The sequence below is a fragment of the Methylibium sp. Root1272 genome (assembly GCF_001425905.1).
In the GTDB taxonomy this organism is placed as follows: Bacteria; Pseudomonadota; Gammaproteobacteria; order Burkholderiales; family Burkholderiaceae_C; genus Methylibium.
Genome location: NZ_LMDY01000001.1, coordinates 295,127 through 316,598 on the forward strand (window position 1 = coordinate 295,127; position 21,472 = coordinate 316,598).

The window sequence follows — 21,472 nt, forward strand, 5'->3', positions numbered from 1 at the left end:
TCATGGCGCGCCGCCGGCTCAGGAGGCCAGCCCGAACAGCTCGCGCAGCGCCTCGCGGTAGGCGCTCTGGCCGACGGCGTTGGTGTTGTGGTGCGAGCCGCCGTCCACCAACAGCCAGCGCTTCGGCGCAGCGGCGCGGTCGTACAGCGCCTTGCCGAGCGCGGGTGGGATCAACCGGTCCTCGCTGCCGTGCACCACCAGCAGCGGCGAGCCGATGTTCGCTACCTTGGCCTGCGCGTCGAAGCGCTGCGTGATCAGCGGACCGAGCGGCAGCCAGCCCCAGCGCATCTGCGAGAACACGTCGCGCACCGAGGTGAAGCTGCCCTCGACGATCAGCCCGGTCTCGTCGGGCACCTGCGCGGCGAGGTCGATCGCGATCGCGCCGCCCAGCGAGTGGCCGAAGATGTAGCGCGGCGCGCCCGGGTGCTGCACGGCAAGCCAGTCCCAGGCGGCGCGGGCGTCCTCGTAGGCCATCTGCTCGGACGGCAGCTCCCCCGGGGCGCTGCGGCCGAAGCCGCGATAGTCGATCGCCAGCACGCTGAAGCCCAGCTCCTGCATGCGCCGAACGCGGCGGGCGCTGCCGGTCACGTCCCATCGAGCGCCGTGCAGGTAGAGCAGCACCGGGGCCGGGCTCGCCGCGCCCGGGTGCGGATGCCACAGCCCGTGCAGGCGCGTCGGCTGGCCGGTGTGCGCGGAGTCGAACGCGATCCACACGTCCTGCATGCCCTCGGCGGCCTCGGTGCCGCCCCGCCAGGGCGAGGCGGCGGGTTGGAAGATCCAGCGGCGCTGCTGGGTGTCGAGCGAGCTGCAGCCGGCGGACAGCAGCGCCAGACAAAGCAGCAGGGCGACGAGGGCGAGCGGGAGGCCGAATCGGCGGGTGGGGCGGGGTACGGCGGGCATGGGCTACAGAGCGCCGCGCCGCGCGGAAGTTCAGCGGCCGCGCAGGAAGCGCTGGTCCAGTTCCTTCAGCGTGAGCTGGCGCCAGGTCGGCCGGCCGTGGTTGCACTGGTCGGCGCGCTCGGTGCGCTCCATGTCGCGCAGCAGCGCGTTCATCTCTTCCACGCTGAGGCGCCGGTTGGCGCGCACCGCGCCGTGGCAGGCCATGCTCGACAGCAGCTCGTGCTGCGCGCGCTCGATCGCGTGGCTGGCGTCGTAGCGGGCCAGTTCGGCCAGCACTGAGCGCGCGAGCGCCACCATGTCGCCACCGGCCAGCGCGGCGGGGTGCGAGCGCAGCGCCAGCACGCTGGGCGACAGCACCGTGAGGTCGAGGCCGAGCCGCGCCAGCGTCTCGACCTGGGCCTCGGCGGTGGCCACCTCGGCGGCGGTGGCGGGAAAGATGGCGGGGATCAGCAGCGGCTGCGCGTCGATGTGCGCGCCGGCCAGACCGGCCTTCAGCCGCTCGTAGACCACGCGCTCGTGCGCGGCGTGCATGTCGACGATGACCAGGCCGTCGCGGTTCTCGGCCAGGATGTACACGCCGCCCAGTTGCGCCAGCGCGCGGCCCAGCGGCCAGTCATCGCCACCGTGAGCGGCCGACGTTGACGGCAACGACGCAGAAGAAGAGGGCCCGCGGCCGGACTCGGGCTCCAGGTGCAGCAGCACGTCGACCGCGTCGCTGCTCGGCGCGGGCCAGGCCGGCCGGCGCTCGCTGATGCCGGCGCCCAGACCCAGCCCGGCCTGCTCGGCCAGCGGGCTCCACACGGCCGGCCGGGTGGGCTCGAACAGCGCGGGACGGGTCTCGTCGGCGCGCGGCAACGCCAGCGCGTCCTCGGCGGCATGGCGCACTGCCTGGTGCACCTCGCGGCCGTCGCGGAAGCGCACCTCGATCTTGGTCGGGTGCACGTTCACGTCCACCCGCGAGGGCGCGATCTCGATGAACAGCAGATAGCTCGGCTGGCGCCCGCCGTGCAGCACGTCGGCGTAGGCGGTGCGCAGGCCGTGCGAGATGAGCCGGTCGCGCACGTGGCGGCCGTTGACGTAGACGTACTGCTCGTCGGCGCGCGCGCGCGCGGCGTCGGGCAGGCCGATGCGGCCGCTGATGCGCAGGCCGGTGGGCTGGGCCGTGACCTCGCGGCTGTGGGCGACGAAATCCTCGCCCAGCGCGTCGCGGATGCGCTGCTCGAGCGGCGCGCGGCGCCACTGCGCCAGCAGCTTGCCCTCGTGCCAGACCGCGAAGCCGACGTCGGGCCGCGCCAGCGCGTGGCGGCGCACCGCCTCCAGGCAGTGGGCGAGCTCGGTGGCATCGGTCTTCAGGAACTTGCGGCGCGCCGGCGTGCTGAAGAACAGCTCTCGCACCTCCACGCTGGTGCCGACGCCGCGCGCGGCGGGCACCAGCTCGCCGGAGCGGGCGTCGAGCCGCTGCGCGTGCGGCGCGTCGGTATGGCGGCTGGCGATCGACAGCTCCGACACCGCGGCGATGGCGGCCAGCGCCTCGCCGCGAAAGCCCATCGTCGACACGTTCTCCAGCTCGTCGAGCGAGGCGATCTTGCTGGTGGCGTGGCGCTTCAGCGCCAGCGGCAGCTCGTTGGCGGGAATGCCGGCGCCGTCGTCCTCCACCAGGATGGAGCGCACGCCGCCGGCCATCAGCCGAACGACGATCTCGCGCGCGCCGGCGTCGAGCGCGTTGTCGACCAGTTCGCGCACCACCGAGGCCGGCCGTTCGACCACTTCGCCGGCGGCGATCTGGCTCACCAGCTCGTCGGGCAGTTCGCGGATCTGCCGGCGCGGGCCGGCCGGGGACATCACGGCATTCATCGGAAAGATTGTAGGAGGGCGAATTCGCCGGTCGGCCTGTTATGGTCTCGGACGCAGCTTTCACAGACCCTGGAATTCTCCTCACGCATGCACGACCTCACGCTGATCGTCACGCTGGCCGGTGGCCTGGCCTTCGCCCTCCTGTTGGGGGCGCTGACGCGCAGGCTCGGGTTGTCGACGCTGGTGGGCTACATGCTGGCGGGCATCGTGGTCGGGCCCAACACCCCGGGCTTCGTGGCCGACCAGTCGCTGGCCTCGCAGCTCTCGGAGATCGGCGTGATCCTGCTGATGTTCGGCGTGGGGCAGCACTTCCATCCGCAGGAGCTGCTGCGCGTATGGCGCCTCGCGGTGCCCGGCGCGGTGGCGCAGAGCCTGGTGGCGGGCGTGGCCGGCTGGGCCGCGGCGCGGGCTTTCGGCTGGTCGCATGCGGCCGGCGCGGTGTTCGGCATGTCGTTGGCGGTGGCGAGCACGGTGGTGCTGATGCGCATGCTGGTGGAGCGCGACCGCCTGAGTTCGCGCGACGGCCACGTGGCGGTGGGCTGGCTGATCGTCGAGGACCTGTTCACCGTCGCGGCGCTGGTGGTGCTGCCGGTGCTGGCCAGTGACACCGCCGACGCGCAGGGCCTGGGCGGCGCGCTGCTGCTGGCACTTGGCAAGGTGGCGGCCTTCGTGGCGATCGTCATGCTGGTGGGCACCCGCGTGGTCAGCCGGCTGCTCGAGCGCGTGGCCGGCACGCGCTCGGCCGAGCTGTTCACGCTCACGGTGTTCGTGGTGGCGCTGGGCGTGGCGGTGCTGGCGTCGGAGCTGTTCCATGTGTCGGTCGCGCTCGGGGCCTTCTTCGCCGGGCTGGTGGTCGGGCAGTCGCGCTTCGGGCCGCAGGCCGCCGCCGACATGGCGCCGTTCCGCGATGTCTTCACCGCGCTGTTCTTCGTCTCGGTGGGCATGCTGTTCAACCCGAACCTGGTGGTGGAGCAGCCGGCGCTCGTGCTCACCGCGCTGGGCGTCGTGCTGCTGCTCAAGCCGCTGGTGGCGGTGGTGATCGTGCTGCTGCTGCGCTCGGACTGGCGCACCGCCGCGACGGTGGGCGTGGGCCTGGCGCAGATCGGCGAGTTCTCGTTCATCCTGGCGAGTCTGGGGTTGAGCCTGGGCGTGATCCCCAAGGAGGCGCTGGACGTGCTGGTGGTGGCGGCCATCGTCTCGATCGCGCTCAACCCGGTGCTGTTCCGCCTGGTCGAGCGCTGGCTGCCGAAGGAGCGCAGCAAGTCCGAGGAGGAAGAGGTGCCGCTGGCCTCCACCTATGCGCCGGACGCACCGGGGGCCGTGGTGGTGCTGGCCGGTTACCGCTCGCTCGGGCGGCGCGTGGTGCAGCGCTGCGCCGCGGCCGGCATTCCGCTGTGCGTGGTGCAGCACGAGGCGAGCGAGGCGATCGAAGGCCTGCCGCCGGGCGTGGCCCAGGTGTACGGCGATCCTGGCCGGCCCGATGTGCTGGCCGCTGCCGGCCTGGCGCAGGCACACATGCTGGTGGTGGCCGACATGCCGCTGGTCGACAAGATGCAGGTCTGCCGCGCGGCGCGCCAGCTCAATCCGCGTGTCGAGATCATCGGCGCGGCGATGAACGACGCCGAGGCCGCCTGGCTGCGCGACTTCGGGGCCGAGTTCGTGGTCGACGCGCTCGACGAACAGACCGAGCAGATCACCCGCGCCATCCGCGCGCGGCTGTGAACCGCCGCTGTCGCGTCATCGCCGCCCCGGATAATCGCGCCCCATGGAATTCATTGCCTACCTGATCGACTTCATCCTGCGCGTCGACGTGCACCTCGCGGCCTTCGTGCAGGCCTACGGGGCCTGGGTCTACGCGCTGCTGTTCCTGATCGTGTTCGTCGAGACCGGCGTGGTGGTGATGCCCTTCCTGCCCGGCGACTCGCTGCTGTTCGTGGTGGGCACGCTGTGCGGCGCCGGATTGATGAGCCTGCCGGTGGCGATGGGTCTGCTGCTGGTGGCCGCGGTGCTGGGCGACCAGACCAACTACTCGATCGGCCGCTATTTCGGCCCCAAGGTGTTCCAGTGGGAGAACTCGCGCTTCTTCAACAAGCGCGCCTTCGACCAGGCCCATGCCTTCTACGAGCGCTATGGCGGCATCACCATCGTGCTGGCGCGCTTCATGCCGTTCATCCGCACCTTCGCGCCCTTCGTGGCCGGCGTGGCGGCGATGAGCCGCAGCAAGTTCACCGGCTACAACGTGTTGGGCGGCGTGCTGTGGGTCTGCGGCCTGGTGCTGGCCGGCTACTGGTTCGGCAACATCCCCTGGGTGCAGCAGAACCTCAGCAAGATCATCTGGGCGATGATCATCATCCCCGGCGTGGTGGCGCTGATCGGCGCCTGGCGCGCCAGCCGCGGCGAGGGCAAGGCACCGGCGGTCTGACGCCGACGGCGCCGCGTGCTACATGGAGCGGTTGCGCGCCAGCGGCGGGTTCTTCGCGAAGTAGCGCTGGATGCCGCTCAGCAGCGCCTCCACCAGTTGCGTCTGGTAGGCGGGGTCGCGCAGGCGGGTCTCTTCCTCCGGGTTGGAGATGAAGGCCGTTTCCACCAGGATGGAGGGCACGTCGGGTGCCTTCAGCACCGCGAAACCGGCCTGCTCGACGCGCGGCTTGTGCAGCCGGCCGACCTGGCCGATGCGTCCCAGCACCTCGCTGCCGAGCCGCAGGCTGTCGCGGATCTGTAAGCTGGTGCTCATGTCGAGCAGCGCGCGCGTGACGGCGGCGTCCTTGCTCTTGATGTTGGTGCCGCCCACCAGGTCGGCGGCGTTCTCCTTCTGCGCCATCCAGCGCGCCTCCACGCTGGTGGCGCCCGACTCGCTGAGCGCGAACACCGACGCGCCGCGCGCGTGCGGCTTGATGAAGGCGTCGGCGTGGATGGAGATGAACAAGTCGGCCTGCACCCGCCGCGCCTTGCGCACGCGCTCGTGCAGCGGCACGAAGAAGTCGGCGTCGCGCGTCATCATCGCGCGCATGTTGGGCTGCTCGTTGATGCGGGCGCGCAGGCGTTGCGCCACCTGCAGCACCACGTCCTTCTCGCGCAGGCCGGTCGGGCCGATGGCGCCGGGGTCCTCGCCGCCGTGGCCGGGATCGAGCGCCACGATCACCAGCCGCTCGGCAATGCGCTTTGCGGCCGCCGCACCCGCCGACGGCGGCCCGCTGCCGGCCACCGGCGGTACCGGCAGCGGCCCGGTGGCGCTGGCGGCGGGCTTGTTGTTGTGGCCGCCCACCTGGCCGATGAAGTCGCCCAGCGCGTCGTTCACCGCCGAGGCGGCCCGGTCCGAGGGTTCGGCGGCGGCGCGGTCGGCGTAGACCTTCTCCTGCACCAGTGCCAGCAACGGGTCGCGCTCGGCGGTCGGGTAGAGGTCGAACACCAGCCGGTGCCGGTAGGCGGCCACCGGCTCGAGCGTGAAGACCTGTGGCGCGGTCGGCTGCTTCAGGTCGATCACCAGCCTCACCACGCGCGGCTGGTTCTGGCCGACGCGCACGCCGGAAATGAACGGATCGCCGGCCTTGACCTTGCCGACCACCTCGCGCAGCTCGGGGCTGAGTTCGAGGCCGTCGATGTCGATCACCACGCGGTGCGGGTTCTCGGCGATGAAGTGCCGTGCCGCGAGCGCGCTGTCGGATTCGATGGTCATGCGGGTGTAGTCGGCCGCCGGCCACACGCGCACCGCGACGATGCTGGCGCCGAAGGCCAGTTCGCGCGTGCCGAGCAGCAGCACGACCGAGCCGGCGCGTTGCAGCAGTCGGCGTCGGGCGGATTTCATCGCAGCAGCTCCCGGCCGCGCTCGGTATAGGCCATCAGGGTCACGGCGCGTTGGTCGCCATCCAGCGGCGCAAGTTCCACGCGCAGGTCGGGGATGGGCAGGGTTTCGCCGGCGTTCTGCGCCCACTCCACGAGCTTCAGGCCCGGGCCCGCGAAGATGTCGCGAAAGCCCGCGTCCTCCCATTCGCGCTCGTCACCGAAGCGGTAGAAGTCGAAGTGCCAGGCCGGCCCGATGGCGAGCTCGTAGGGTTCGACCACCGCATAGCTCGGGCTCTTCACGCGGCCGGTGACGCCCAGCGCGCGCAGCAGGTGGCGTGTGAAGGTGGTCTTGCCGGCGCCGAGCGGTCCCTGCAGCTCGATGAAGGCGTCGCGCAGTGCCGTGTGGGCAGCGAGTGCGGACGCGCGCGCCGCGCAGGCGGCTTCGTCGGGCCAGTGTTCGTGACGGGTTTCTAGAATCGGTGGATGCATCGAACGCAAGGCGTCCCGGACGAGCAGGCCGTGATGGCCGGGCTGCGCCGTGAGGCGCGCGAGCTCGGATTTTCACAGATCGGTGTGGCCGACGTGGACCTGCGCAGTGCCGAGCCCGGCCTGCTGGCCTGGTTGGCGCAGGGCTTTCACGGCAGCATGCACTACATGGCGCTGCACGGGCTGAAGCGGGCGCGGCCCGGCGAGCTGGTGCCGGGCACGGTGCGCGTGATCACGGCCCGCATGGACTACCTGCCGGCCTCGCTGCCCGAAGGCTGGCAGGCGATCGAGTTCGAGCGCCTGCGCCGGCCCGAGGCGGCGACCGTGTCGCTCTATGCCCGGGGCCGCGATTACCACAAGGTGCTGCGCGCGCGGTTGCAGACGCTGGCCGAGCGGCTGGCCCGGCAGCTGGGCCCGTTCGGGCACCGCGTGTTCACCGATTCGGCGCCGGTGCTGGAGGTGGAGCTGGCGTCGCGCAGCGGCATCGGCTGGCGCGGCAAGCACACGCTGGCGCTGTCGCGCGAGGCCGGCTCGATGTTCTTCCTGGGCGAGATCTACGTCGACCTCGCGCTGCCGCTCACCGACCCGGTGGACGCGCACTGCGGCAGCTGCCGCGCCTGCATCGATATCTGCCCCACGCAGGCCATCGTCGGCGAGCGGCGCGTCGATGCGCGGCGCTGCATCTCCTACCTCACGATCGAACACGACGGGCCGATCCCGGCCGAACTGCGCGCGCCCATGGGCAACCGCATCTACGGCTGCGACGACTGCCAGCTCGTGTGCCCGTGGAACAAGTACGCGAGCCGCGCGGTGCTGCCCGACTTCGACACCCGCGAGGCCTTCGAGGCGCCGGACCTGCTGGGGCTGTGGGCCTGGTCCGAGGCCGAGTTCCTGAAGCGCACCGAGGGCAGCGCGATCCGCCGCATCGGCCATGCGCGCTGGCGGCGCAACCTGGCGGTGGCGCTGGGCAACGCCTGGCGCGAGAGTGGCGACCCGGTCGTCGCGCACGCGCTGCAGTCGGCGCGAGACGGGGCGAGTGAGCTGCTGCGCGAGCACATCGACTGGGCGCTGGCGCAGCGCGCCTGAGCGCCACCGCGGCCGTCGCGCGGGCGGACTCAGCCCACTGCGAGCCGAAGCGCGATCCAGGCCGGCAGCGTGACCATCCCCAGCAGCGTCGACACGGTCACGAGCCCGGCGACGAAGGGACCGTGGCCGCCCATGCGCACCGCCAGCACGTAGGCGCTCGACGCGGTGGGCATGGCGGCGAACGCGGCCAGCACCGTCAACTCCAGCGGCGGCATGCGCATCCAGAGGCCGTAGCCCAGCGCGAAGGCCGGCAGCAGCGCGTGGCGAATGGTCAGCAGCGCGGCGCCCAGCCTCGGCGCGATCGCCAGGCCGCCCAGTTGCAGGCCGGCACCCACTGCCATCAGCCCGAGTGGCAGCGCCGCGCTGCCGATGCGCTGCAGCGTGGTGCCGACCGCGTCGGGGAACTGCAGGCCCAGCAGGTTGGCCACCAGGCCGCCCAGGGTGCTGAGGATCAGCGGGTTGCGCATCAGCTCGCGGCCGAGATGGTGGCCACCGTGACGTGCCAGCGGCAGCACCGCGCCGGCGTTGCACAGCGGCACGCACACCGCCACCAGCACGGCCATCTGGGCCACGCCGGCCGCGCCGCCCAGCCGTTCGGCCATCGCCAGCGCGACGTAGGAGTTGAAGCGGAAGGCCGTCTGCGCACCGGAGGCGTGCAGCATCGGGTCGACGCCGGGCCAGCGCTTGAGCGCGTAGGCCAGCGCCATGCCCAGCACCACGGTGGCCACGCCGCCGAGCGCCAGCGAGGCGGCATCGGCCGGGTTCAGCGGGTTGCGCACGATGGACGTGAACAGCAGCACCGGGAAGAGCAGGTGGTAGACCAGCTTCTCCATCGACTCCCAGATCGGGCGGTTCAGCGTCGTGTAGCGGCAGACGAGGAAGCCGACGACGATCAGCAGGAAGTCGGGCAGCAGGAGCAGGATGTCGCGCATCGGCGGAGGGCGAGGTGAGGCCGCTAGGGTAACGGCTGACCCTGTGAGGGGTTTCCACAATCGGCGGTGACACAGCGTGGGGGCACAGTCGACCGCATTGCCCATCTTCCCTCAGGAGCGCTCAATGGTTTCGAGTTCCCGTCGCATCGTGCTGGCCGCCTGCGGAGTGCTGGCGGCACTTGCCCCGGCCTCGGCGGTGTTCGCCCAGGCCTACCCGAGCAAGCCGGTCCGGCTGATCGTGCCGTTCGCGCCCGGCGGCACCACCGACATCGTGGCCCGCGTGGTGGCCGAGAAGATGAACGGCCCGCTCGGGCAGACCGTGGTGGTCGAGAACAAGGCCGGCGGCGGCGGGATCATCGGTGCCAACGAGATCACCAAGGCGGCGCCGGACGGCTACACGATCGGCATGGCCACGGTGTCCACCACGGCGTCCAACCCGGCCATCAACCCGAAGACGCCCTACAACCCTCTGACCGACTTCACGTCGATCATCAACATCGCGGCGACGCCGAACGTCATCGCGGTGCACCCCAGCTTTCCGGCCCGGGACTACAAGGGCTTCCTCGCCGAACTGAAGAAGAGCCCGGGCAAGTACAGCTTCTCGAGCTCGGGCACCGGCGGCATCGGCCACCTCCAGATGGAGCTCTACAAGAGCCTGTCGGGCACTTTCGTGACCCACATTCCCTACCGCGGCGCCGGTCCGGCTCTCAACGACACGGTGGCGGGCCAGGTACCGATGATCTTCGACAACCTGCCGTCGGCGCTGCCCTTCATCAAGGACGGCCGCCTGATCGCGATCGTGGTGGCCGCGCCCGAGCGCCTGGCGGTATTGCCGAACGTGCCGACCTTCAAGGAGGTGGGCCTGGAGCCGGTGAACCGCATGGCCTACTACGGCTTCCACGGCCCCAAGGGCATGCCCCGGGATGTGGTCGACAAGATCGCCACCGCGACCAAGAAGACGCTGGAGGACCCGTCGGTGCGCAAGCGCATCGAGGACACCGGTTCGCTGATCGTCGCGAACACGCCGGAGCAGTTCACCGCCCAGACGCAGGCCGAGTTCGAGGTCTACAAGAAGGTCGTCGAGAAGCAGAAGCTCAAGCTGGATTGAACTTGCTCACCCCCGTTGCGGCTGCGCCGCTCCCCCTCGAGGGGGCGACGCTGGTGGCCCGGCGGAGCCGGAGCCACGGCGTCTACTCGGTTCGACCGTGTTTGCGCGTCCGGAGCTGCCGGGGGGTTTATGGGCACACTGCGGTGTGATGCCACACGACGAACTGCCGCCTCTGCCCGCCGACAGTGGCGTCGCGATCGACGCCTTTCTCGAGGCGTTGTGGGTCGAGGACGGGCTGTCGGCCAACACGCTGTCGGCCTACCGGCGCGACCTGACGCTGTATGCGCGGTGGCTGGGCCACACCACCGGCAAGCCGCTCGACGGCAGCGGCGAGGCCGACCTGCGAGCCTACGCGCTGGAGCGGCACGCCGGCACGCGCGCAACCAGTGCGAACCGCCGGCTCACCGTCTTCAAGCGCTATTTCCGCTGGGCGCTGCGCGAGCACCGGCTGAGCGCCGATCCGACCCTGAAGCTGCTGGCCGCGAAGCAGCCGCTGCGGGTGCCCAAGATCCTGAGCGAGGCGCAGGTGGAGGCGCTGCTGGAGGCGCCCGACGTCGACACGCCGCTCGGTCTGCGCGACCGCGCGATGCTGGAGATCCTGTACGCCAGCGGACTGCGCGTCAGCGAGCTGGTCACGCTGAAGAGCGTGAACGTGGGCTTTTCGGAGGCGGCGCTGCGTGTCACCGGCAAGGGCAGCAAGGAGCGGCTGGTGCCGTTCGGCGAGGAGGCGCACGGCTGGCTGATGCGCTACCTGGCGCAGGCGCGCGCCGGCATCCTGGGCGGGCAGGCCAGCGACGCGCTGTTCGTCACCGCGCGGGGCGGGGCGATGACGCGGCAGGCGTTCTGGCAGTTGATCAAGCGGCACGCCAGGTCGGCCGGTATCGAGGTGCCGCTGTCGCCGCACACGCTGCGCCATGCCTTCGCGACCCACCTGCTCAACCATGGCGCCGACCTGCGCGCGGTGCAGATGCTGCTGGGCCATGCCGACATCTCCACCACGACGATCTACACGCACGTGGCGCGCGAGCGGCTCAAGCAGTTGCACGCGCAGCACCATCCGCGCGGTTGAACGGGCGCCGCCCGGGGCGCGGACTACCATCGGAGCCTTGAAGCACCGCCTCCTTCCCGCCGTCGGCTGGTTGCATGAACTGCGCCGGCGGACCCGCGTGCTGAGCCTGGTGAAGATGACGGGCACCACCGTCGGCATCTCGCTCTTCTTCGTCGCCTACTTCTGGGTGATGCGCCACACGCCGCAGTCGATCACGACGATGCCGCTGATCGCGATGGACGACTGGGTGGCCTTCCAGCCCGCCGCGCTGCCGCTGTATGTCTCGCTGTGGTTCTACGTGTCGATGGCCCCGGCGCTGCTGAACGATGCGCGGGAGGTGCGCACCTATGCGCTGTCGGCGCTGCTGCTGAGCCTGGTCGGGCTGGCGATCTTCTGGCTGTGGCCGAGCAAGGTGCCCGAGTTCGAGATCGACTGGGCCCGGCATGCCTCGGTGGCTTTCCTGAAGTCGGCCGACGTGGCCGGCAACGCCTGCCCGTCGTTGCACGCGGCGTTTGCGGTGTTCACCGCAGTGTGGTTCGAACGCCTGTTCCGCCAGACGGCTGCCGGCGTATTGCTGCGCGGCCTGAACCTGCTGTGGTGCGTGGGCATCCTGTATGCCACGCTGGCGGTCCGACAGCACGTGGCGCTGGACATGCTGGCCGGCAGCGCGCTGGGGGGCCTGGTGGGCTGGCTGAGCCTGCTGGCGCTCGATCGCCGGCCGGCGACGCGCTCTGCGGCCGCTGCGCCGAACGCGCGCGCGCGCGGCACCTGAAGCAGGGGCCTGGGACAATCGGCCCATGGATCACAGCTTCCTCTCCGCCTTCGTCCTGCTGCTGCTGGTGCTCGACCCCTTCGGCAGCCTGCCGATCTTCATCTCGGTGCTGAAGGGCGTGCCGCCCGAGCGGCGCACCCGCGTGGCGGTGCGCGAGGTGCTGATCGCCTTCTGCGTGCTGCTGACGTTCATGTTCGCGGGGCAAGGCTTCCTGAACCTGATGCACCTGTCGGAGCGCTCGCTCGAGGTGGCCGGCGGCGTGATCCTGCTGATCATCGCGATCCGCATGATCTTCACGTCGGGCTCGCAGATCTACGCGTCCGACGGCGGCGCTCGCGAGCCCTTCATCTTCCCGCTCGCGGTGCCGCTGCTGGCCGGGCCGTCGGCGATGGCCACGGTGCTGCTGCTGGCCTCACGGCAGCCGCAGCAGTTGTGGCAGTGGGTCGGCGCGGTCAGCGCCGCGATGCTGGTGTGTGGCGTGGTGATGCTGGCGGCCGACCGCATCCGCAAGCTGCTCGGTCACTCGATGGTGTCGGCGATCGAGAAGCTGATGGGCCTGGTGCTGACCGCGGTGGCGGTCGAGATGATCCTGGCGGGGTTGAAGCGTTATTTCTTCGACAGCCTTTGACGCCGACTCATTCGCCCAGGTAAGCCAATTCCTCGGCGCTGAAGCCCGCTGCTGCGCGGGCCGCCAGATTGAAGGGCGGCCGCGGGCGTGGCGCCTCGTAGCGGGCCGCGAGTTCGGGGTAGAGCGCCACCGGATCCAGGCCGTCGCGCTCGCACAGCCAGCGGTACCAGTGGTTGCCGATCGCCACATGGCCGATCTCGTCGCGCAGGATGATCCCGAGGATCTCGACCGCGCGGGCGTCGCCGGCCCCCGCGAACTTGCGTTGCAGCGGCGGGGTGGCGTCGAGCCCGCGGGCCTCCAGCGTGCGCGGGACCAGGGCCATGCGGGCGATGGGATCGTGCGCGGTGCGCTCGGTCATGATCCACAGGCCATCGTGGGCCGGAAAGTCGCCGTAGTCGTGGCCCAGGCTCACCAGATGCTTGCGCAGCAGCGTGAAGTGCAAGGCTTCCTCGCCGGCCACCTGCAGCCAGTCGCGGTAGTAGGCCTCCGGCAGGCCGGGGAAGCGCCAGAGGGCGTCGAGCGCGAGGTTGATCGCGTTGAACTCGATGTGGGCGATGGCGTGCAGCAGCGCGGCCCGGCCCTCGGGACTGGCCATCGAGCGTTGCGGCACCCGCAGCGCCGGCAGCAGCACGGGCCGCTCGGGCCGGCCGGGCAGCGGCCCTGCAGGCTGGAGCGTGGCCGTGGTGTCGAGTGCGAGCGCGTCGCGCCCGGCCAGCAGCGCGCGTGCCGCCGCGGCCTTGGCCAATGGATCGCATTCCTGCAGCAGCGCCAGCGCGCGGCTGCGCAGTTCAAGTTCTTGCTCGCCGGCGCGGGGCAGGTCGGGATGCATCCGTAAAATTATCGCTTTGCCGGAGTTGCCCATGGCCCTGTACCAGCTCGATGACCGCGTGCCGCAGGTGCATGCGACGGCCTATGTGGCCGAGAGCGCCGAGTTGATCGGCAGCGTGGTGGTCGGAGAAGGCGCCAGCGTGTGGTCGCAGGTGACGATGCGCGGCGACAACGAGCCGATCGTCATCGGCCGCCACTCCAACGTGCAGGAAGGCAGCGTGCTGCACACCGACCCGGGCTGCCCGCTGGTGGTGGGCGAGGGCGTCACGGTGGGACACCAGGCCATGCTGCACGGCTGCACCGTCGGCGACGGTGCGCTGATCGGCATCCAGGCGGTGGTGCTCAATCGCGCGAAGATCGGCCGCAACTGCCTGGTCGGTGCCGGCGCGCTGGTCACCGAGGGCAAGGAGTTCGAGGACGGCATGCTGATCCTCGGCAGCCCCGCCAAGGCGGTGCGGCCCCTGAGCGAAGAGGACATCGCACGGATGCAGCGCGGCACCCGGACCTACGTGGACCGGGCCCAGCGTTTCAAGGCCACGTTGAAGCGTGTCGCTTGAGCCCCATATGCGGGCAAGTCAACAGGCGAGTCGAGCCCAGGGCCGCCCCAAGCCGGCTCGCGTCCCATGGACCGCGCAGGCGGGCCACCATGTGGACCTTGGAGACCGACCGAAGTACTCACCGGGCGAAGGGCGGTCATGAGCGAACTCCATAAATTCATCTTCGAGGGCCTGCCGGTGCGCGGCATGCTGGTGCGGTTGACCGGCGCCTGGACCGAGTTGCTGGCCCGGCGCGGGCCGGAACGGGCGCACCCGGAACCGGTGCGCGCACTGCTCGGCGAAATGGCCGCCGCCGGCGTGCTGATGCAGGCCAGCATCCGGTTCAACGGGGCGTTGGTGCTGCAGATCACGGGCGACGGGCCGGTGAAGCTGGCGGTGGCCGAGGTGCAGCCCGACCTGGCGCTGCGGGCCACGGCCACCGTGGTCGGCGAGGTGCCGCCCGGCGCGCGGCTCGAGGCGCTGGTCAACGTCGACGGGCGCGGCCATTGCGCGATCACGCTCGACCCCAAGGACCGCTTCCCGGGCCAGCAGCCCTACCAGGGCGTGGTGCCGCTGCATGGTGATCGGCGAGAGCCGCTGCAGCAGCTGTCGGACGTGCTCGAGCACTACATGCTGCAGTCGGAGCAGCTGGACACCAAGCTCGTGCTCGCGGCGAACGACCAGATGGCCGCGGGGCTGCTGATCCAGCGCCTGCCGGTCGAGGGCGAAGGCAACCTCGGTGCGCGCAACGAGGACGAGATCGGCCTGAACGAGGCCTACAACCGCATCGCCCACCTCAGCGCGACGCTGACGCGCGAGGAGTTGCTGACGCTGGATGCCGACACGCTGCTGCGTCGGCTGTTCTGGGAGGAGACGGTGCGCCGTTTCGAGCCGCTGGTGGGCGAGCAGGGCCCGCGTTTTGCCTGCAGCTGCTCGCGAGAGCGGGTGGCGCGCATGCTGCGCGGCCTGGGGCGCGAGGAGTTCGATGGTCTGATCGCCGAGCGCGGGCTGGCCGAGGTGGGCTGCGAGTTCTGCGGAGCGCAGTACCACTTCGATGCGGTCGACGGCGGCGAGGTCTTCACGGCGCCGCGCGACCAGCCCCCGGCCTCTCGCGCCGTGCAATAGCGAGGATCGGCCTCACGATCGTGAAACGCCGATGAAGGGCACTTATCCCGGCCTGTTGTGGTGCCGGTCCGCGGGACACCCATGCGCCGCGGTGCTACAGTCCTGAGCGAAATTTGGTCCTTCCCGTCCCCTTTTCTGGTTCTGTTGAACAAGCAAAGGCGGGTCGCAATCCGCCAACCGGTCCAGCCGTGTCGCGGAAGGTTTTTCAACCAGCCAACGTCCTGGATACCAGGGTGAAAGGTGAGCGAAGATGATGCAGCAGTACCGGTCGAACTCGTACCTGTTCGGGGGCAACGCGCCCTACGTCGAGGAACTGTACGAGTCCTATCTCGACAACCCGGGCTCGGTCCCCGAAAAATGGCGCGCCTACTTCGACGCGCTCCAGCACGTACCGGCCACCGACGGCTCCGAATCCCGCGACGTGGCGCATGCGCCGGTCGTCGAATCCTTCGCGCAGCGCGCCAAGGCCAACGCCTTCGCCGTCAAGGCCAGCGCCGCCGAACTGGCGGTCGCGCGCAAGCAGGTGCACGTGCAGTCGCTGATCGCGGCCTACCGCACACTGGGCGCCCGCTGGGCCGACCTCGACCCGCTCAAGCGCACCGAGCGCCCCAAGATTCCCGAACTGGAGCCGGCGTTCTACGACCTGAGCGAGTCCGACATGGACATCACGTTCAGCGCCACGAACACCTACTTCACCACCGCCGAGCAGCAGACGCTGCGCGAGATCCTCCAGGCGCTGCGCGAAACCTACTGCGGCAGCATCGGCGCCGAGTTCATGCACATCACCGAGCCGGTCGAGAAGCGCTGGTGGCAGCAGCGGCTCGAGAGCGTGCGCGCCAAGCCGAGCTTCACCGCGGCGCAGAAGACCCACATCCTCGATCGACTGACCGCCTCCGAGGGCCTGGAGCGCTATCTGCACACCAAGTACGTCGGCCAGAAGCGCTTCTCGCTCGAAGGCGGCGAGAGCTTCATCGCCTCGATGGACGAGGTGGTGCAGCGCGGCGGCGAGCGCGGCGTGCAGGAGATCGTGATCGGCATGGCCCACCGCGGCCGTCTCAACGTGCTGGTCAACACGCTGGGCAAGATGCCCAAGGACCTGTTCGCCGAGTTCGACCATACCGCCAAGGAAGAACTGCCGGCCGGCGACGTGAAGTACCACCAGGGCTTCTCGAGCGACGTCACGACGGCGGGCGGCCCGGTCCACCTGAGCCTGTCGTTCAACCCCTCGCACCTGGAGATCGTGAACCCGGTGGTGGAGGGCTCGGTCAAGGCGCGTCTCGACCGGCGCGGCGACAAGGAAGGCGACACGGTGCTGCCGGTGCTGGTGCACGGCGACGCGGCCTTCGCCGGCCAGGGCGTGGTGATGGAGACGCTGGCGCTGGCGCAGACGCGCGGCTACTACACCGGCGGCACGGTGCATCTGGTCATCAACAACCAGATCGGCTTCACCACCAGCGACCCGCGCGACTCGCGCTCCACGCTGTACTGCACCGACGTGGTCAAGATGATCGAGGCGCCGGTGTTGCATGTGAACGGCGACGACCCCGAGGCGGTGGTGCTGTGCACCCAGCTCGCGCTCGACTACCGGCAGGAGTTCAACAAGGACGTCGTCGTCGACATCATCTGCTTCCGCAAGCTGGGCCACAACGAGCAGGACACGCCGTCGCTGACCCAGCCGCTGATGTACAAGAAGATCGCAGCCCACCCCGGCACGCGCAAGCTGTACGCCGACAAGCTGGTGGCCCAGGGCACGCTGAAGCCCGAAGAGCCGGACGCGATGGTCAAGGCCTTCCGCGCTGCGATGGACGCCGGCAAGCACACGGTCGATCCGGTGCTGACCAACTACAAGAGCAAGTACGCGGTCGACTGGACGCCCTACCTGAACCGCAAGTGGACCGACGCGGCCGACACCGCGCTGCCGTTGGCCGAGATCAAGCGCCTGGCCGAGCGCATCACGACCATCCCGAAGGGCTTCAAGGTCCATCCGCTGGTCGAGAAGGTGCTGGCCGACCGTGCGGCGATGGGCCGCGGCGAGATCAACGTCGACTGGGGCATGGGTGAGCATCTCGCCTATGCTTCGCTGGTGGCGAGCGGCTACCCGGTGCGCTTGTCCGGCGAGGACTGCGGCCGTGGCACCTTCACCCACCGCCATTCCGTGCTGCACGACCAGAACCGCGAGAAGTGGGACGAAGGCACCTGGACGCCGCTGCAGCACGTGGCCGACGGCCAGGCGCCGTTCGTCGTGATCGACTCCATCCTGTCGGAGGAGGCAGTGCTCGGCTTCGAGTACGGCTACGCCTCGGCCGACCCGACCACGCTGACGATCTGGGAAGCGCAGTTCGGCGACTTCGTCAACGGTGCGCAGGTCGTGATCGACCAGTTCATCGCCTCCGGTGAGGTGAAGTGGGGCCGCGCGAACGGCCTGACGCTGCTGCTGCCGCACGGCTACGAAGGGCAGGGCCCGGAGCACAGCTCGGCGCGCCTCGAGCGCTTCATGCAGCTGGCCGCGGACAACAACATGCAGGTCTGCCAGCCGACCTCCGCCAGCCAGATCTTCCACCTGCTGCGCCGTCAGCAGGTGCGCATGTTCCGCAAGCCGCTGGTGGTGATGACGCCGAAGTCCCTGCTGCGCAACAAGGATGCCGCGTCGCCGCTGTCGGAGTTCACCCGCGGCGAGTTCCGCACGGTGATCCCCGAGCAGAACGCCGACATCGAAGCGGCCAAGGTCAAGCGCGTGATCGCCTGCTCCGGCAAGGTCTACTACGATCTGGTGAAGCGCCGGGACGAGAAGAAGAGCAACGACGTGGTGATCCTGCGCGTCGAGCAGCTCTATCCCTTCCCGCACAAGGCGTTCTCGACCGAGCTGAAGAAGTACCCGAACGCGACCGACGTGGTGTGGTGTCAGGACGAGCCGCAGAACCAGGGCGCGTGGTTCTTCGTGCAGCACTACGTGCACGAGAACATGCTCGAGGGGCAGAAGCTCGGCTACGCCGGCCGCCCGGCCTCGGCCTCGCCGGCCGTCGGCTACGCGCACCTGCACCAGGAGCAGCTCAAGGCGCTGCTGGACCAGGCCTACGGCAAGCTCAAGGGATTCGTCCTGTCCAAGTGACGTCATCGCGAACGCGTGCGCGGCGATGAACCGCGGTCTTCGACCGGCCCCCGCGCCGGTCGGAGCTGCCGGACCCGCGCGATGCGTCATCCGAACAACGAAGAAAGCATTCCATGGCCATCATTGAAGTCAAAGTTCCTCAGCTGAGCGAATCCGTTGCCGAAGCGACCCTGCTGCAGTGGAAGAAGAAGCCCGGCGAAGCCGTCGCGATCGACGAGATCCTGATCGAGATCGAGACCGACAAGGTCGTGCTCGAAGTGCCGGCGCCGGCCGCGGGCGTGCTGGCGCAGCTGGTCAAGAACGATGGTGAGAGCTGCGTCAGCGACGAGGTGATCGCCAAGATCGACACCGACGGCAAGGAGGCGGTCAGTCCGCTCGAGGTCAAGCCGGTGCCCGAGGGCAAGCCGGCGTCCGGCGCAACGCCCGGTGTCACGGCTGACCCGGCGGGCGCGAAGAGCGACGTGGCGATGCCCGCGGCCGCCAAGCTGCTGGCCGAGAACCAGCTGGGCGCGAGCCAGGTGGCCGGCACCGGCAAGGACGGGCGCGTGACCAAGGGCGACGTGCAGGCGGCGCTGCAGGCCGGCGTCAAGACGGCGGCGCCCGCGGTGGCGGCCCCGGCAGCAGCGACCGTCTCGGTGCCGGTCGCGCCGTCCGTCGCCAGGGCGCTGCCCGCCGTCACGGTGCCGACCGCGCTGAACCTGGGTGACCGCCCCGAGCAGCGCGTGCCGATGTCGCGCCTGCGGGCGCGCGTGGCCGAGCGGCTGCTGCAGTCGCAGGCCACCAACGCCATCCTGACCACCTTCAACGAGGTCAACATGGCCCCGGTGATGGAGATGCGCAAGCGCTTCCAGGAGAAGTTCGAGAAGGAGCACGGCGTCAAGATCGGCTTCATGAGCTTCTTCGTGAAGGCGGCGGTCGCGGCGCTCAAGCGCTACCCGGTCATCAACGCCAGCGTGGACGGTAACGACATCGTCTACCACGGCTATTTCGACATCGGCATCGCGGTGGGCTCGCCGCGCGGCTTGGTGGTGCCGATCCTGCGCAACGCCGACCAGATGAGCTTCGCCGACATCGAGAAGAAGATCGCCGAGTTCGGCCAGAAGGCGCGCGACGGCAAGCTGTCGCTCGAAGATCTGACCGGCGGCACCTTCTCGATCTCCAATGGCGGCACCTTCGGCTCGATGCTGAGCACCCCGATCATCAACCCGCCGCAGAGCGCCATCCTGGGCGTGCACGCGACCAAGGATCGCGCGGTGGTCGAGAACGGCCAGATCGTGATCCGGCCGATGAACTACCTGGCGATGTCCTACGACCACCGCATCATCGACGGCCGCGAGGCGGTTCTGGGCCTCGTGGCGATGAAGGAAGCGCTGGAAGACCCGGCGCGGCTGCTGTTCGACATCTGATCGTCTCGAGACCGGTTTCCGTCCGACACGAGCATGGCCTGGATCTACCTCGCGCTGGCGGGCCTGTTCGAGATCGGCTGGCCGGTCGGCTTCAAGCTGTCGCAGCAGCCGGCCTTCAAGGTCTGGGGCATTGCCGGCGCGGTGCTGTCGATGGGCCTGTCGGGCTGGCTGCTGTGGCTGGCCCAGCGCGAGATTCCCATCGGCACGGCCTACGCGGTCTGGACCGGCATCGGCGGCGCCGGCACCTTCCTGATCGGGGTGCTGTTCTTCGGCGATTCGGCCTCGCTGGCCCGTTACCTCGGCGTCGCGCTGATCGTCGGCGGCGTCATCACACTCAAGCTCGCCCACTGAACGCGGCGAGCATTTCGGAGCACTCTCTCATGAGCAAGACTTTCGACGTCGTCGTCATCGGCGGCGGTCCGGCCGGCTACATCGCGGCCATCCGCGCGGCGCAGCTCGGTTTCAATACCGCCTGCATCGACGAGTGGAAGAACGACAAGGGCGGCCCGGCACCGGGCGGCACCTGCACGAACGTGGGTTGCATCCCGTCGAAGGCGCTGCTGCAGTCGAGCGAGCACTTCGAGCACGCCGGCCACGCCTTCGCCGATCACGGCATCGGCCTGAAGGACCTGAGCATCGACATCGCGAAGATGCTGGGGCGCAAGGACACCGTCGTGAAGCAGAACAACGACGGCATCCTCTACCTGTTCAAGAAGAACAAGATCACCTTCTTCCACGGCCGCGGCTCGTTCGTGAAGGCCGGTGACGCCGGCTACGAGATCAAGGTCAGCGGTGCCACCGAGGACACGCTGATCGGCAAGGACATCATCATCGCGACCGGTTCGAATGCGCGTGCGTTGCCCGGCGCCCCGTTCGACGAGGAGAGCATCCTCAGCAACGATGGCGCGCTGCGCATCCCGTCGGTGCCGGCGAAGCTGGGCGTCATCGGCTCGGGCGTGATCGGACTCGAGATGGGTTCCGTGTGGCGCCGCCTGGGCGCCGAGGTGACGGTGCTGGAAGCGCTGCCGACCTTCCTGGGCGCGGTCGACGAACAGATCGCCAAGGAGGCCCAGAAGGCCTTCATGAGGCAGCGCCTGAAGATCGAGCTGGGCGTGAAGATCAGCGAAGTCAAGAAGGACAAGAAGGGCGTCAGCGTCAGCTATACCAGCGCGAAGGGCGACGCGAAGACGTTGGAGGTCGACAAGCTGATCGTGTCGATCGGCCGGGTGCCCAACACCACCGGCCTGAACGCCGAGGCGGTGGGGCTGAAGATCGACGAGCGCGGCGCCATCGTGGTCGACGACGACTGCCGCACCAACCTGCCGAAGGTGTGGGCCGTCGGCGACGTGGTCCGCGGCCCGATGCTCGCCCACAAGGCGGAAGAAGAGGGCGTGGCGGTCGCGGAGCGCATCGCCGGCCAGCATGGTCATGTCAACTTCAACACCATCCCCTGGGTCATCTACACCAGCCCGGAGATCGCCTGGGTCGGCCAGACCGAGCAGCAGCTCAAGGCGGCCGGCCGCGCCTACAAGGCCGGCACCTTCCCGTTCCTGGCCAACGGCCGTGCGCGCGCACTGGGCGACACGACCGGCATGGTGAAGTTCCTGGCGGACGCGGCGACCGACGAGATCCTCGGCGTGCACATCGTCGGGCCGATGGCCAGCGAACTGATCGCCGAGGCGGTGGTGGCGATGGAGTTCAAGGCCAGCGCCGAGGACATCGCCCGCATCTGCCACGCGCACCCATCGCTGTCCGAAGCGACCAAGGAGGCGGCGCTGGCCGTCGACAAGCGCACGCTGAACTTCTAGTCATGTCAGCCCCCACGTCGCTCTGCTCCCGTCTCCCGAGGGGGCGCTCGGCCGCGAGGACCA

General features: G+C 69.8%; 19 protein-coding genes. 13 read left to right on the forward strand and 6 right to left on the reverse strand.

What is annotated here, in order from left to right:
* Positions 1-18 precede the first annotated feature (18 nt).
* Both ASC67_RS01355 and mutL read right to left on the reverse strand, forming a co-directional pair.
* Positions 19-900: an alpha/beta hydrolase gene (locus ASC67_RS01355; RefSeq protein ID WP_056314516.1), complete on the reverse strand. Its 882-nt coding sequence runs from the start codon at positions 898-900 to the stop codon at positions 19-21.
* 30 nt (positions 901-930) lie between these two features.
* Positions 931-2,754 (reverse strand): DNA mismatch repair endonuclease MutL, encoded by a 1,824-nt coding sequence (mutL, locus tag ASC67_RS01360; protein ID WP_056314517.1) that lies wholly within the window; start codon positions 2,752-2,754, stop codon positions 931-933.
* Positions 2,755-2,841: 87 nt separating this feature from the next.
* Between mutL and ASC67_RS01365 the strand changes: the two genes are divergently transcribed.
* Positions 2,842-4,476: a cation:proton antiporter gene (locus tag ASC67_RS01365; protein ID WP_056314518.1), complete on the forward strand. Its 1,635-nt coding sequence runs from the start codon at positions 2,842-2,844 to the stop codon at positions 4,474-4,476.
* A gap of 43 nt (positions 4,477-4,519) precedes the next feature.
* Positions 4,520-5,176, forward strand: a complete 657-nt coding sequence (locus tag ASC67_RS01370; protein WP_056314519.1) for a DedA family protein — start codon at positions 4,520-4,522, stop codon at positions 5,174-5,176.
* An 18-nt stretch (positions 5,177-5,194) separates the two neighbouring features.
* On the opposite strand, the gene ASC67_RS01375 is transcribed toward ASC67_RS01370, so the two are convergent.
* Entirely contained in the window at positions 5,195-6,559 is a 1,365-nt protein-coding gene (locus ASC67_RS01375) for an N-acetylmuramoyl-L-alanine amidase (RefSeq protein ID WP_056314520.1), read from the reverse strand.
* Complete coding sequence (tsaE, locus tag ASC67_RS01380; RefSeq protein ID WP_056314521.1) at positions 6,556-7,026, reverse strand: tRNA (adenosine(37)-N6)-threonylcarbamoyltransferase complex ATPase subunit type 1 TsaE; 471 nt, start codon at positions 7,024-7,026, stop codon at positions 6,556-6,558. Before tsaE ends, ASC67_RS01375 begins: the two co-directional genes overlap by 4 nt.
* A gap of 33 nt (positions 7,027-7,059) precedes the next feature.
* Here tsaE and queG point away from each other — a divergent pair, with 33 nt between their 5' ends.
* On the forward strand, positions 7,060-8,109 hold the full coding sequence (gene queG, locus ASC67_RS01385) for a tRNA epoxyqueuosine(34) reductase QueG (protein ID WP_056314522.1): 1,050 nt from the start codon (positions 7,060-7,062) through the stop codon (positions 8,107-8,109).
* Between the two features lie 29 nt (positions 8,110-8,138).
* On the opposite strand, the gene ASC67_RS01390 is transcribed toward queG, so the two are convergent.
* On the reverse strand, positions 8,139-9,041 hold the full coding sequence (locus ASC67_RS01390; RefSeq protein WP_056314523.1) for an AEC family transporter: 903 nt from the start codon (positions 9,039-9,041) through the stop codon (positions 8,139-8,141).
* A 124-nt stretch (positions 9,042-9,165) separates the two neighbouring features.
* Here ASC67_RS01390 and ASC67_RS01395 point away from each other — a divergent pair, with 124 nt between their 5' ends.
* The 4 genes from ASC67_RS01395 (at position 9,166) to ASC67_RS01410 (ending at position 12,597) form a co-directional block, all read left to right on the forward strand.
* Complete coding sequence (locus ASC67_RS01395) at positions 9,166-10,149, forward strand: tripartite tricarboxylate transporter substrate binding protein BugE (RefSeq protein ID WP_056314524.1); 984 nt, start codon at positions 9,166-9,168, stop codon at positions 10,147-10,149.
* A gap of 148 nt (positions 10,150-10,297) precedes the next feature.
* Positions 10,298-11,218, forward strand: a complete 921-nt coding sequence (gene xerD / locus ASC67_RS01400; RefSeq protein WP_056314525.1) for a site-specific tyrosine recombinase XerD — start codon at positions 10,298-10,300, stop codon at positions 11,216-11,218.
* Between the two features lie 37 nt (positions 11,219-11,255).
* Complete coding sequence (locus ASC67_RS01405; protein ID WP_082535760.1) at positions 11,256-11,969, forward strand: phosphatase PAP2 family protein; 714 nt, start codon at positions 11,256-11,258, stop codon at positions 11,967-11,969.
* A gap of 25 nt (positions 11,970-11,994) precedes the next feature.
* Positions 11,995-12,597, forward strand: coding sequence for a MarC family protein (locus ASC67_RS01410; protein WP_056314526.1), 603 nt, complete (start codon positions 11,995-11,997; stop codon positions 12,595-12,597).
* 7 nt (positions 12,598-12,604) lie between these two features.
* Here ASC67_RS01410 and ASC67_RS01415 read toward each other — a convergent pair whose 3' ends face one another.
* Entirely contained in the window at positions 12,605-13,426 is an 822-nt protein-coding gene (locus tag ASC67_RS01415) for a ferritin-like domain-containing protein (protein WP_056314527.1), read from the reverse strand.
* A gap of 31 nt (positions 13,427-13,457) precedes the next feature.
* Here ASC67_RS01415 and ASC67_RS01420 point away from each other — a divergent pair, with 31 nt between their 5' ends.
* The 6 genes from ASC67_RS01420 to lpdA all read left to right on the forward strand — a co-directional run bounded on the left by ASC67_RS01420 (position 13,458) and on the right by lpdA (position 21,409).
* Entirely contained in the window at positions 13,458-13,982 is a 525-nt protein-coding gene (locus ASC67_RS01420) for a gamma carbonic anhydrase family protein (protein WP_056314528.1), read from the forward strand.
* Positions 13,983-14,120: 138 nt separating this feature from the next.
* Positions 14,121-15,086 carry an Hsp33 family molecular chaperone HslO gene (locus ASC67_RS01425; protein ID WP_056314529.1) on the forward strand — a complete coding sequence of 322 codons (966 nt, stop codon included), beginning with the start codon at positions 14,121-14,123 and terminating at the stop codon, positions 15,084-15,086.
* A 250-nt stretch (positions 15,087-15,336) separates the two neighbouring features.
* Positions 15,337-18,195, forward strand: a complete 2,859-nt coding sequence (locus tag ASC67_RS01430) for a 2-oxoglutarate dehydrogenase E1 component (protein ID WP_056314530.1) — start codon at positions 15,337-15,339, stop codon at positions 18,193-18,195.
* Positions 18,196-18,308: 113 nt separating this feature from the next.
* Entirely contained in the window at positions 18,309-19,601 is a 1,293-nt protein-coding gene (gene odhB / locus ASC67_RS01435; protein WP_056314531.1) for a 2-oxoglutarate dehydrogenase complex dihydrolipoyllysine-residue succinyltransferase, read from the forward strand.
* Positions 19,602-19,634: 33 nt separating this feature from the next.
* Positions 19,635-19,952 carry a multidrug efflux SMR transporter gene (locus ASC67_RS01440; protein ID WP_056314532.1) on the forward strand — a complete coding sequence of 106 codons (318 nt, stop codon included), beginning with the start codon at positions 19,635-19,637 and terminating at the stop codon, positions 19,950-19,952.
* Positions 19,953-19,981: 29 nt separating this feature from the next.
* Positions 19,982-21,409: a dihydrolipoyl dehydrogenase gene (lpdA, locus tag ASC67_RS01445; RefSeq protein WP_056314533.1), complete on the forward strand. Its 1,428-nt coding sequence runs from the start codon at positions 19,982-19,984 to the stop codon at positions 21,407-21,409.
* Positions 21,410-21,472: the final 63 nt, after the last annotated feature.

Coding starts and splice junctions, on each gene's coding strand:
- ASC67_RS01355 (WP_056314516.1), bottom strand. CDS start 900: ATGCCCGCCGTACCCCGCCCCACCCGCCGATTCGGCCTCCCGCTCGCC.
- mutL (WP_056314517.1), bottom strand. CDS start 2,754: ATGAATGCCGTGATGTCCCCGGCCGGCCCGCGCCGGCAGATCCGCGAA.
- ASC67_RS01365 (WP_056314518.1), top strand. CDS start 2,842: ATGCACGACCTCACGCTGATCGTCACGCTGGCCGGTGGCCTGGCCTTC.
- ASC67_RS01370 (WP_056314519.1), top strand. CDS start 4,520: ATGGAATTCATTGCCTACCTGATCGACTTCATCCTGCGCGTCGACGTG.
- ASC67_RS01375 (WP_056314520.1), bottom strand. CDS start 6,559: ATGAAATCCGCCCGACGCCGACTGCTGCAACGCGCCGGCTCGGTCGTG.
- tsaE (WP_056314521.1), bottom strand. CDS start 7,026: ATGCATCCACCGATTCTAGAAACCCGTCACGAACACTGGCCCGACGAA.
- queG (WP_056314522.1), top strand. CDS start 7,060: ATGGCCGGGCTGCGCCGTGAGGCGCGCGAGCTCGGATTTTCACAGATC.
- ASC67_RS01390 (WP_056314523.1), bottom strand. CDS start 9,041: ATGCGCGACATCCTGCTCCTGCTGCCCGACTTCCTGCTGATCGTCGTC.
- ASC67_RS01395 (WP_056314524.1), top strand. CDS start 9,166: ATGGTTTCGAGTTCCCGTCGCATCGTGCTGGCCGCCTGCGGAGTGCTG.
- xerD (WP_056314525.1), top strand. CDS start 10,298: ATGCCACACGACGAACTGCCGCCTCTGCCCGCCGACAGTGGCGTCGCG.
- ASC67_RS01410 (WP_056314526.1), top strand. CDS start 11,995: ATGGATCACAGCTTCCTCTCCGCCTTCGTCCTGCTGCTGCTGGTGCTC.
- ASC67_RS01415 (WP_056314527.1), bottom strand. CDS start 13,426: ATGCATCCCGACCTGCCCCGCGCCGGCGAGCAAGAACTTGAACTGCGC.
- ASC67_RS01420 (WP_056314528.1), top strand. CDS start 13,458: ATGGCCCTGTACCAGCTCGATGACCGCGTGCCGCAGGTGCATGCGACG.
- ASC67_RS01425 (WP_056314529.1), top strand. CDS start 14,121: ATGAGCGAACTCCATAAATTCATCTTCGAGGGCCTGCCGGTGCGCGGC.
- ASC67_RS01430 (WP_056314530.1), top strand. CDS start 15,337: ATGATGCAGCAGTACCGGTCGAACTCGTACCTGTTCGGGGGCAACGCG.
- odhB (WP_056314531.1), top strand. CDS start 18,309: ATGGCCATCATTGAAGTCAAAGTTCCTCAGCTGAGCGAATCCGTTGCC.
- ASC67_RS01440 (WP_056314532.1), top strand. CDS start 19,635: ATGGCCTGGATCTACCTCGCGCTGGCGGGCCTGTTCGAGATCGGCTGG.
- lpdA (WP_056314533.1), top strand. CDS start 19,982: ATGAGCAAGACTTTCGACGTCGTCGTCATCGGCGGCGGTCCGGCCGGC.